6 protein-coding genes, 1 tRNA gene and 1 pseudogene are annotated in these 11062 nt (G+C 43.0%); 6 read left to right on the forward strand and 2 right to left on the reverse strand.

What is annotated here, in order from left to right; translation table 11 throughout:
* Together I2I33_RS19790 and I2I33_RS19795 are read right to left on the reverse strand one after the other, a co-directional pair.
* Window positions 1-257 (reverse strand): annotated as a pseudogene (locus I2I33_RS19790) (IS256 family transposase); the annotation flags it as partial.
* 201 nt (window positions 258-458) lie between these two features.
* Window positions 459-536: transfer RNA gene (locus tag I2I33_RS19795), tRNA-Val, on the reverse strand.
* Window positions 537-1093: 557 nt separating this feature from the next.
* Here I2I33_RS19795 and I2I33_RS19800 point away from each other — a divergent pair.
* The 6 genes from I2I33_RS19800 to I2I33_RS19825 all read left to right on the forward strand — a co-directional run bounded on the left by I2I33_RS19800 (window position 1094) and on the right by I2I33_RS19825 (window position 11007).
* A complete protein-coding gene (locus tag I2I33_RS19800; protein WP_140402630.1) occupies window positions 1094-1765 on the forward strand; it encodes a hypothetical protein in 672 nt (223 codons plus the stop codon).
* Window positions 1766-2456: 691 nt separating this feature from the next.
* Window positions 2457-5786, forward strand: a complete 3330-nt coding sequence (locus I2I33_RS19805) for a SusC/RagA family TonB-linked outer membrane protein (RefSeq protein WP_229128397.1) — start codon at window positions 2457-2459, stop codon at window positions 5784-5786.
* An 11-nt stretch (window positions 5787-5797) separates the two neighbouring features.
* A complete protein-coding gene (locus I2I33_RS19810; protein WP_195666881.1) occupies window positions 5798-7300 on the forward strand; it encodes a RagB/SusD family nutrient uptake outer membrane protein in 1503 nt (500 codons plus the stop codon).
* A 20-nt stretch (window positions 7301-7320) separates the two neighbouring features.
* A complete protein-coding gene (locus I2I33_RS19815; RefSeq protein WP_118305382.1) occupies window positions 7321-8133 on the forward strand; it encodes a DUF4843 domain-containing protein in 813 nt (270 codons plus the stop codon).
* A gap of 21 nt (window positions 8134-8154) precedes the next feature.
* The gene (locus I2I33_RS19820) at window positions 8155-9678 is read left to right on the forward strand and encodes a PKD-like family lipoprotein (protein ID WP_195666882.1); all 1524 of its coding nucleotides are present in this window, start codon (window positions 8155-8157) and stop codon (window positions 9676-9678) included.
* Between the two features lie 987 nt (window positions 9679-10665).
* On the forward strand, window positions 10666-11007 hold the full coding sequence (locus I2I33_RS19825; RefSeq protein WP_195666883.1) for a sigma factor: 342 nt from the start codon (window positions 10666-10668) through the stop codon (window positions 11005-11007).
* Window positions 11008-11062 lie beyond the last annotated feature (55 nt).

The raw sequence follows: 11062 nt of genomic DNA on the forward strand, positions 1-11062 counted from the left end.
TCTTTTAGCACCCCCAGTAACATCGGGTAAAAATGGTTGTTACGACTACGCGGGACCCGAAGCTCGAAGACCTTACCTCCATGACATACTCGACGACCACGAAAACCGTTACTCACGTCACCACGTGTCTCGTTATGAAGATCACGTTCCGATAACATTAAACTTTCTAAACCTTGTTTGACCAAGCCTTGTAAACCTAGTTCACCGTTTGTGATTTCGGAAATTATTTCCGAGATTTGTTCATGTGTAAATTCCATAATTATTCATTTTTGAAAATTGCATTACAAAAATAATCAATTCGGAATTTACACACTTTTTGAAACACTATCGGTAACGCTAAAATGGCTTAGATTTACTTTGCTTGGGCGTTGTTTGTCCTCGATCAGATAACAAAAAACCCTGTAAGCGTGATACTTACAGGGTTTTGTCCTTTCCTTTTCGCCTTCCGGCTTTGTAGGTGGTGGGCGCTGAGGGATTCGAACCCCCGACCCTCTGGGTGTAAACCAGATGCTCTGAACCAGCTGAGCTAAGCGCCCGTGTTGCTTGATTGCGGATGCAAATGTAGTGCATTTTTTGAATTCTGCAAAAAATGTATGCCGAATTTTTCAAGAAAAATATAAAATATGGGCGTGTTTTGAGAAAGGTTCTGTTTCTTGGAGTGGATTTGTGTAAAATAAAATCTTCGAAATTATAGCTACAAAGGATTGAAGTGTTTGATTCTGTGAAATAATATCATATATTTGTAGAGATAGAAAGATAAGATGCGGAAGAGTTTGTATGGAAATATAGTGAGTCAGCTCTAATCTTTATCTGAAAATTACTAAGACATCAGATGCTCGGTAACTAGTGTGGATTGTTGTTTATTTGTGGGTGATGTCTTAGATAAGATAGACGTTGACAATCCTCGCTTTCTTGTTGTATAATTTTTGCTTGGAGGATTGGGCAAAATTGAAATACAATAATTTATGGATGAGCCGCCATACTGATGTGTAAAGAGACAAGGAGTGTATTCCGAGCCTAGAAACCACAGAATACTCACTTCTCCTGTTAATCAATTTTACAAGTTAATCAACAATCAAAGTTTTCAAAAAATATGGGTAAATATCTAGTTATAATATTATTCTTGGTATGTAGTTGCATGGATAAGAATAAGAATAGTCATTCGGATAAAGTTGGAGAGGGTGTGAATCTTCCTCTGACCGAAGACGTGGATCAAATCTTGGATGCGTTAGTAGAGAGATACTCGACAGTTTCTCGTTCGATGTTGCAATATGAACCGGATAAGACGTTAGTGGAACTTAAAAAGTTTAGTGTAGAGGCGTGTCCTTATTATGAATTTGATATTCAAAAGTTTTACTCTTCTCCATCTCTTGCACAAATCTTGGAATGTTTATCACTACCTCAAGATAAAGCGTGTCTATTGGGGAAGCGGACGGATGGAACAACTTTTTTACTGATGACAATAAAAGAAGGTGGCGTGTGGAAAATGGAGTCCATGATTGAGGATTGGGAGAAAGTGGTTTCTTGGCTTCCGGGGAAATTATTGAATGCGGATACGAAAGATTATAAAATGTTTACGCTTTATGCCATGACTTATTTCCTTTTTTATCGAGACGGGGAACCTGTTTATTGTGATTTAACGGGAAAGGAATATACGCCGGATAAAGCTTGCGAAGAGTTGGTGAATGAAGTAAATCGAATGAATTTGTATCAAGAGAAGGGCAAGGAAATGAAATCGAAAACTGATACGGACTTGAAATTGTGAATATTCCGGAGGACTTGGAGTTTCAAGGGAAATTGGATGAGATCCTGGTAGTTGTCTCGGTTGAATAAAAAATAGGTGTAAATATAGCTACGAAGGAATAAAGTGTTTGATTTTATGAAATAATATCATATATTTGCAGGAGTTGAAAAATAAAGTGCGGAAGAGTCCGCATTAAAATATTGTGAGTTTGTTCTAATCTTTATCTAAAAATCGCCAATTTGAAGCAACAAGATTAGGCAGTTAATTCACGCTGGTTAGCGTGGATTGTTGTCTATTTGTTGCGGGGCGTTTGGCGATGCCTTAGATGAGATAGAATGTACGATCCTCGCTTTTTTTATTGTATAATTTTTGCTTGGGGGATCGGGCAAAATTGAAATAGCGATAATCTATGGATGAGCCGCCACATTAGTTCGATGAAAAAAAGGAGTGTATCCCGAGCCTAGAAAACACAGAATACTCACTCCTCCTGTTAATCAATTTTACAAATTAATCAACGATCAAAGTTATGAAAAAAACTTATGAGTGGAAAGTTTTACGCCTAAATTGTCGTTCGAGAGGCAGATTGCAAACAAGATTCAAGAGAATATACGTGGATGTAACACGATAAAAACCGGGTGTTGCGCTAACAACTCCCGGTTCGGACTAGATGTTGGAAGCATCTAGTAAATGTTTAATTTTAAAATACAAATTTATGAAAAAAAGCAAGAAGTATTTTGTTTTTTGGGACCATTGTACCCGTGGAAAAACAAAATTGCAATGGAGGCACGTTTGCCTGATGTGCGTGGTTTTGCTGATGTTGCCCTTTGTTGGTCGAGCCCAGCAACAAAAAGTGACTGTTCGGGTGAGTAAAGCGGGGGTACAGGAAGTTTTCCGACAGATTAAAGAGCAGGCGGGTTTGAATTTTGTTTACGACAAGGCGCAGGTGGCCACCTTGCCGCCCGTGACGCTGACCATGCAAGGGGTGACGGTGGATGCTGTTTTAAAACGTGTATTTCAGGGGAGTCCATTCGAGTACATTTATGAAAATTCAACTGTCGTGATAAAAAAACGGGCTACCGTTCCTCAGAAATCGGGCGAAGTGGTTATCCGGGGAGTCGTGTCGGATCAAGACGGGAACACGATTCCGGGGGTATCTGTCGTGTTGAAGGGAACCACGCTGGGTACGGCGTCGGATGCGGACGGGAAGTTCGCACTTGCCTTACCCTCGCTGGATGGCGTGGTGCTGACATTCACGTGTATCGGGATGAAGACACGGGATATAACCGTGAAGGATGCGAGGACATTGAATGTTACCTTGGAGGAGGATTCCGAGACGATTCAAGAAGTGGTGGTGACCGGAATCTATTCCCGTAATAAAGAAAGTTTCACGGGATCATTCGCTACCTACTCGAAGGAAGATTTGAAAATGATCGGGAGCCAGAATGTTATCCAGAGTCTGAAAAGTTTGGACCCTTCCATGCTGGTGCTGGAGAGTAAGCAATGGGGATCGGACCCGAACCGGATGCCGGACATTGAAATCCGGGGAAAGACGAGTGTGGTTGGTTTAAAGACGGAATTTGATAATGACCCGAATCAGCCTTTGTTTATTTTGGACGGTATCGAAACGACGCTGGAGACGATTGTTAATTTGAACATGGACCGGGTGGCTAGCGTGACGATTTTGAAAGATGCTGCCTCCACGGCTATTTACGGGTCAAAAGCGGCCAACGGCGTGATTGTCGTTGAGACGGTTCAACCGGAAGCGGGGAAGTTACGTCTTTCTTATAACGGTAATTACGGGATTCAATTTGCGGATCTTTCTGCCTATAATTTGATGAATGCTTCCGAGAAGTTGGAGTTTGAACGCCTAACCGGGCTTTACGGGGATTTGGAGAGTAACACGAATATAAGTAATATTGAAAAATATAATCGGCGGTTGGCAGAGGTGAAACGGGGTGTTGATACTTATTGGATGAACGAACCGCTCCGTACCGTATTCAATCATAGTCACAACGTTTATATTGACGGGGGTGATGATGCCATGCGTTACGGGTTGGGATTCGGTTACAATAATTCCAATGGCGTGATGCAAGGGTCTGATCGGAATGTCATCAGTGCCAACATTGATTTGACTTATCGTCGGGAAAAGTTGTTGTTTGCCAATAAGTTTAGCATGGATGTTACTCATACGGAGCGGGAACCCGTGGCTTTTTCCGAATTTTCGAAAGCGAACCCGTATTATCGGAAGAGACTGGAAAACGGATATATTCCCATGTGGTTGGAGGATACCGGGACGGAACAAAACAAAGGATCATTAAAGAATCCGTTATATGCGTGGGGAATAAAAAATACGAATATCGGGAATTCGATCGCCTTGCGTGATAATTTCTCGATCGAGTGGAGGATGTATTCTTTTTTGAGGGCGACGGCGAGGGTCGGGCTTACCAAGAACGTGAGCCGGGATGAGCAATTCAAATCCCCCAAACATCCTGATTATCTGGAAACGGATAAGTTGAAACAGGGTTCATTCTCGGCTTCAACTTCGGAGGCATTCTCTTATAACGGGGATTTGAATATTGCTTTCGGTAAGTTGTTCGTGGAAAAACATCAAGTGAACGTGGTGGGAGGATGGTCTTTTAGCGAGAATAAAAATAAGCGGGATGGTTATAGTGTTGTCGGTTTTAACGATGATCTGCATATGAATCCGGCTTTTTCCACGGGTTTTACAGATGGACAAAAGCCTAATTACTCTTTGGAGCGTAGCCGTTCGACCAGCTTTTTTATGAATGTCAACTATTCTTTTATGAATCGCTACCTGATGGATTTCAACGTGCGTTCGGACGGTACGTCTAAATTCGGGGCGAATAAACGTTTCTCGACAACTTGGTCCGTGGGCTTGGCTTGGAATCTTCATAACGAGGAGTTTATGAAGTCGTTGGGGCTTTTCACGAATTTCAAGATCAGGGCATCCGTGGGTAACCCCGGGAATCAGAATTTTGACGCTTATCAGGCGATGAAAATTTACAAGTATAATGTGGAACTGCAAAATATGTTTGGTTCAAGCGCAATAATTGACCAGTTTGGTAACAAGGATTTGGATTGGCAACGTACGTTGGATAAGAATATCGGGGTGGATATATCCATGTTGCGGAATCGAATCCGGGTGACGCTGGATTATTATTACAAGGATACCGATCCTCTTTTGATCAGTGTTCCGATGCCTCCGTCCGTGGGCGTGGGTTCCATTAATGCAAATGCCGGGCGGCAGCTTTCTTGGGGATGGAACGGGAGTTTTTTCGGGACGGTGATCCAGAAACAGAATATGAGTTGGACGTTGAACGTGAATTTTAGAACGTCCAAGTCCGAGTATCGGGATATTGGTGATAAATTGAACGAATTTAATGAATTGGGAAGCGCGCAGAGCTTGGTTCGTTACTATGAAGGAGCCAGTCCCGATGATATGTGGGCTGTACCCTCGTTGGGAATCGATCCGGCCACCGGGGCGGAAATGTTTAGAAAGAAAGATGGTTCCCAGACCTTTATCTATTCGACAGCCGACGAGGTGGTTGTAGGGTGTTCCCGTCCGGACGTGGAGGGAGTTATCGGTTCTTCCTTCTATTACAAAGGTTTTTCCGCTTCGGTAAATTTCCGGTATCGTTTAGGGGGAGAGGTGATGGCCTCGGCCTTGTACTCGAAAGTGGAGAATATATCGGAAGAGCAAATTTATTATAATCAGGATAAGCGGGCGTTACATGATCGTTGGAAACAACCGGGAGATAAGGCAAAGTTCAAGTCGATAAAAGATAATTCTCCGACACCGATGTCTTCCCGTTTCGTGAGGACTGAAAACACGTTCTCCGGTGAATCCATTTCCATGGGATACGAATCTTCTGCCGCATGGATAAAGAAAATCGGGGCGGAAGGAGTTACTTTCAGGGCATATATGAATGATATTTTCCGGCTGTCTTCTTTCAAGGAAGAACGGGGAACGGATTATCCTTTTGCCCGCACTGTTTCATTTTCATTGAGTTTACGATTCTAAAAGACGAAATTATGAAATTTGCGAGTAAATTATTGAACAAGTTGAAATGCCTCACGATGATCGTGTTGGTCTCCACCGTGGTGTCTTGTGACAGTTGGTTGGATTTGGGATCGGAAGACCGGATTATGGAAAACACGCTTTTCTCTTCTCAAGCCGGGTTTATGACCGCTCTGAACGGGGTGTATATTGAATTGCTGAGTTCCAACTTGTATGGAGGTACGTTGTCTTACAAGACGTTTGATATTCTTGCGCAATACTATGATTGTGATAAAGATGAACAGACGTGGCAAAAGTTATCTACTTTTGACCAAACGGCTAAAAAAGGACAGGTGGCCGGGTTATGGTCGAAGGCTTACACGTTGCTTGTCAACGTGAACACGATTATAGAGGCGTGTGACGGGAGAAAGGATGTGCTGAATAGCGAATATTATCATGTCCTCAAAGGGGAAGCTTTGGCATTGCGGGGATTGTTGCATTTTGAAGTTTTCCGGGTGTTTGGACCGATTTATTCTGTTGATCCGGAAACAGAGTGTATGCCTTATTCGGAATCTTCTGATTTGAAAGTAAGACCTTTACTGAAAGCATCGGAAGTGGTGAGGCTGATTATGGATGATTTCAAGGCGGCAGAAGAGTTGCTGAAGGATTATGATCCGGTGATTAAAAAAGGAGCGCTTTGGGGAGATGAAGGTCCGGGGCTACCCAATGATATGGTGTATCGCTCCCTGCGTTTGAATTATTATGCGGTAAAGGCGTATATCGCCCGGTTGGCATTGTACACGGGGGATAAGGAAACCGCGTTGACCTATGCCCGGCAAGTGATCAAGGAAACGCAGGAGGATAATGACTGGTTTCCTTTTGTCACCCGTGCGGCGGCCACGACTCTCTCGAAATGGGACCGGGTGTATAAAACGGAAATCTTGTTCGGGTTGTATAATTTGAAACGATCGGACGTGTACGAATCCACGTTTTCTAACAAATTGGGAGAGAAGGTAATTCTACGCCCGACAGAGGTTAATATCGAGAATTTGTACGAGGAGGACACGAGGGTGAATGATTGGCGTTACACGGAACAATGGATGACCTTGAAAGACCCGGATGGGAATGAAAAGAAACATTTCGTGAAGTATATGGCTGTGGATGATACGGAAGGACCTGAGGATAATAAAGTTAGTCAGGGATACACGTATCTCATGCCTGTCATGCGGATTTCCGAGATGTATCTGATCGTGGCGGAATGTTCCAACGACGAGGCGGAAGCGTTTGACCATCTGAATCGATTACGGGCGGCACGGGGTGTTGCCAAGGCAAACCAAGCACTCGGGTTGATGAATCTGGTAGAGGCCGAATTTCGGAGGGAGTTTATTGGAGAGGGACAATTGTTCTGGTTTTACAAACGACAGAATAGGACGCAAATACCTTCAAGTAAAGATCTGAATAACATGATCACGATGGAAAAGAGTTTTTATTTGTTTGATTTGCCTCAAGACGAGAAAGATAAACGAGGTGTGGAATAACGAATTAAACGGATGAGATTATGAAACGAAGATATATAGTAATATTGATCATTGGTCTGGCAACGTGGTTGTGCGCTTGCGAGACAGAGATGATGGGATACGAGGGGGAGAGCGGTATTTATTTTATGATGCAGAAACCTCCGGCCTCCGGGTATGGTGACCCGGAACAGTATGAATACGTGGATACCACTTTGATCCCTTTCGCGATGTTCACGGCCAAGGATACCGTGTTACCGATCCGGGTGAGGATTACCGGGGACGTGGTTGATCACGACCGTTATTTCACGATTCGGGTGGTAGATACCCTCACGACGGCAAAGGCGGGGGAAGATTACGAGCCGTTTGAGAATAGCCAGGTGGTAAAAGCCGGGGAGAGACAGGCGGAAGTCCCTTGTCGGATCGTGTGGACGGAAAAATTAATGCAAAATCCTGACACGGTGATTTACTTGACCGTGCGGCTGGAGGAGAGCGCGGATTTTAAATTGCCGTTGAAAAGGTGGATTCCTTTCGGAAGCATATATGGTTCAACGGATAAAGTAATTAACCCGCTCGTTCACGTGATCGGGATAAATGATCAAGTGGTTGTGCCCAAGCAATGGACCGCGAATTATTGGGGTGCTTTTTCTCCCACGAAATTTAAACTGGTATGCGTGGTACTTGGTTTAACGATGCAGGATTTTGAAGATTACAAGACCATGAACCAGAACAGGTCGAAAGCATTGGCCCAGAATTTTGATCGCTATCTGAAAGAGGAAAAAGCGGCAGGACGTACGGTGATGGATAAAGATGCCGCGGGTAACGAGTTCGAGATGACGATGGGGCCTCTGATATGATTTATTTTTAAATGAAATGTTATGAGAATGATGTATAAGATTTTTCTGATCGAATTACTGGGAATTTTCCTGTTTGAAAGTTGTTATGATGACAAGGGAAATTATTCCTATCGCGCGATTAACGAGATAACCGTGAAACATGACTTTTTTGGAGACACGATGTTACGTATGTATTCTTTCGTGGATACGTTGCGAGTCTTTCCTGAAATTTCAACGACAGTTAATCATGATCCCGATAATTACGAGTATGAATGGGTGGCCGTGGGTGGCGATCCGACTATAGGGGGACAATATACGCTGGGAAAAGAGAAGGATTTGGTTTATCCGATTACTTTGCCTTCCCAGAGCTATGTTGTTCATTTTAAAATTCAGGATAAGTCCACGGGATTAACCACGATTTCAAGTTTAAGTTTGCAATTGTCAACCTTGTTTTCGCGGGGATGGCTTGTGTTGGGGGAAGGAGATGACGGGCGAACTCAGCTTGATATGGTATCAACGGGAGGAGAGGACACGACTTTGTTGAAAAATATTTTACAAGAGGTTGATTTGCAGGAATGGGGTAAGCCGACTTGCATTTTTGTTCCTCCCTATCGTCCTGCCGCTGCATTGAATTATATTCATGTCGGGACGGATAAGGGTACTTACAGGCTTAGTACTTCAACCCTGTTGCCTATCGAGGGGGCACATTTGAAATGGTCTTTTTATGATGTATCGGCTGCCGGAGAGTGCGTGATGACCGAGGCTGTACAGATTATGGGATATTATCGGGCTGCCCTTGTGGATGGTAATTTGTATTATACGGAGTTATCCGGACAACAGGCTTGTTTCTTTGGATCCCCAAGTAATCATTACAAGGGTGATTATGATCTCTTCCCGGTGGGGGATAAAATCGGATATAGCGTGAAAGAACGGGGATATGCTACCGTGTTATATAATAAGCGGGATGGGCGTTTCGTGTATCAACAAAGTGGTTATGGAACTCCTCTTGGCTACTGTGCGGATATGTCTGATCGGGTGGGGGATCCTTTCTCTTGGAAACCGGGATACGAGTATGTGACAACACTTAATTGTCATAAAGGTTCGGGTTCGACTTACACGATATTAAGGGATGGAAGTGATTTTTATCTGTATAGTTACCGGATTTCCTATAGTTTCGGTATAATAAAACAGTTAATGGTAAAAATGGATAACGTGATCGACTTGGATAAGGCGGAGTTTTTCGGGGCAAGTAATATGTTGTCCGTGATTTACTATACCGTGGGGAATAAATTGTATGGTTACGATTTCGCGAGGAAGAAGTGTGAACTATTGAAAACGTTTGATGGTTACGAGATTACCTTGTTTTTATCGGATATCTTGGTAGAGACTTCGAGTGATTATTTTTATATAGCTCTTTATGACCCGTCGAAACCGGCATCAACGGGTGGTGAGATCAGGAAATATGCGATCGTTGATGACGTGGATGATATTGTGATCAAGGAGGAGAAAGGCTCGAAGTGGGAGGGGCTGTGCAAGGTGAAGAGTATTGCGTATAAAACCAGATAATGGAACGTGTGGGTGTTTAGTAGGCGGATTCTGCTGAAACAGGTGTTGTGTCCCCTTCTTTTTCGGGAGGGGACCTTTTTATTTGTGACAATGACTTGAAACGGCTACCGTTCTGCCCGGGTAATGTAACCGTATTTTCTAGGTAATAATCTCCCATACTGTTTGCAAACCTCTTGCCCGGGCCTTGTTTGTCTATTGAGAAAGGGCGATGAAAGGGCGATGAAAGGGTAGTGAAAGGAACGGAGGAGATTATTACCCTAGTTAAAGGGTGTGATAACTAGGGCTGATGTGTGTGAATGGATTTTGTGATTTTTGGGTATCAGGGAGAACCAAAAGAGAAGTAAGGGAAATGGGAAGGTAATAATCCCACTCTTTCGATGATTCCTCGAAACTTATTCAGAGCTGCTGCATGGCGTGTTGTGTGAGCCACGAGTAAGCTCTGAATAAGCTCTGGGGAAGGGGGATTATTTGGGTTAGATTACTTCTTTATTTGGGTTTATTCTCTACTTCATTGAGGACATCACTCTGGGTATGATATCCTTCCCCTCTATTTACGCTATCTTTTGTGGTTGTAGTATAATAAGTTACGTGTCTTTTAATTCATACAATTCTATAAGTCGAATATATGCAGGGGGCAGTTATTACCATGTTTATCGAAGGTGAATGCTCTATGAATGCTTCGTGGTCTAAATGGACTATAAAAAAATGAATCAACAAGTTAGAATCGGGGATAGGGTTTAGATAGGGAAATGCCAGCCTTTTCCTAGGGTTATGATACCTCTCGGACGTTTCAAGTCGCTGACAAAAACGTTATCCTGTCGCCATGTGGCGAGGGTATGGTGGGGAAGAAACGGGAGGGGAGCGATCGAGAGGTAGGTAAACCCTAGTATAACAATAGGATTGGGATAGAAATACTTGCCTCTAGTTGATTTTTGTTTTTTAATCCTTATTTTTGCGAGAAATATATGTGATTTTATCCATCTGACTATGGCCGTTGATTATGATATGAATTCGTCTGTGCTTATCGATGATTTTAATCGACGGGATAATCATGCTTTTGAATATATTTTTCTGCATCTATATGATGCTTTGTATCGATTCAGTTCAAAATTGTACGTGGGTACGGAAGTGGTTCCCGATGATGTCGTGCAGGATGTTTTTATGAACGTTTTAAAGTCTCGTATTTCTTTTGAATCGCTGGAGCATTTGAAGGCCTATCTTTATTTGAGTGTGAAAAATTCGTACAGACGTTATTGGTCTCATCAGCGACATGTGGAGAATTATGTGCAGCATATCAAGCACTTGAGTGGAAAATATAAAGTCACTTGACCCACTATTATAAAAATCACCTGACCCACCTTTATAACCGAAACTGACCCACTTA

Origin of the sequence: Butyricimonas sp. BSD2780061689_150309_C8 (assembly GCF_015560935.1) — a bacterium.
Classification (GTDB): Bacteria; Bacteroidota; Bacteroidia; order Bacteroidales; family Marinifilaceae; genus Butyricimonas; species Butyricimonas paravirosa.

Excerpts from the sequence above, each read along its gene's own strand:
- I2I33_RS19800 (WP_140402630.1), top strand. The coding sequence starts at position 1,094 with ATGGGTAAATATCTAGTTATAATATTATTCTTGGTATGTAGTTGCATG.
- I2I33_RS19825 (WP_195666883.1), top strand. The coding sequence starts at position 10,666 with ATGGCCGTTGATTATGATATGAATTCGTCTGTGCTTATCGATGATTTT.
- I2I33_RS19805 (WP_229128397.1), top strand. The coding sequence starts at position 2,457 with ATGAAAAAAAGCAAGAAGTATTTTGTTTTTTGGGACCATTGTACCCGT.
- I2I33_RS19820 (WP_195666882.1), top strand. The coding sequence starts at position 8,155 with ATGAGAATGATGTATAAGATTTTTCTGATCGAATTACTGGGAATTTTC.
- I2I33_RS19815 (WP_118305382.1), top strand. The coding sequence starts at position 7,321 with ATGAAACGAAGATATATAGTAATATTGATCATTGGTCTGGCAACGTGG.
- I2I33_RS19810 (WP_195666881.1), top strand. The coding sequence starts at position 5,798 with ATGAAATTTGCGAGTAAATTATTGAACAAGTTGAAATGCCTCACGATG.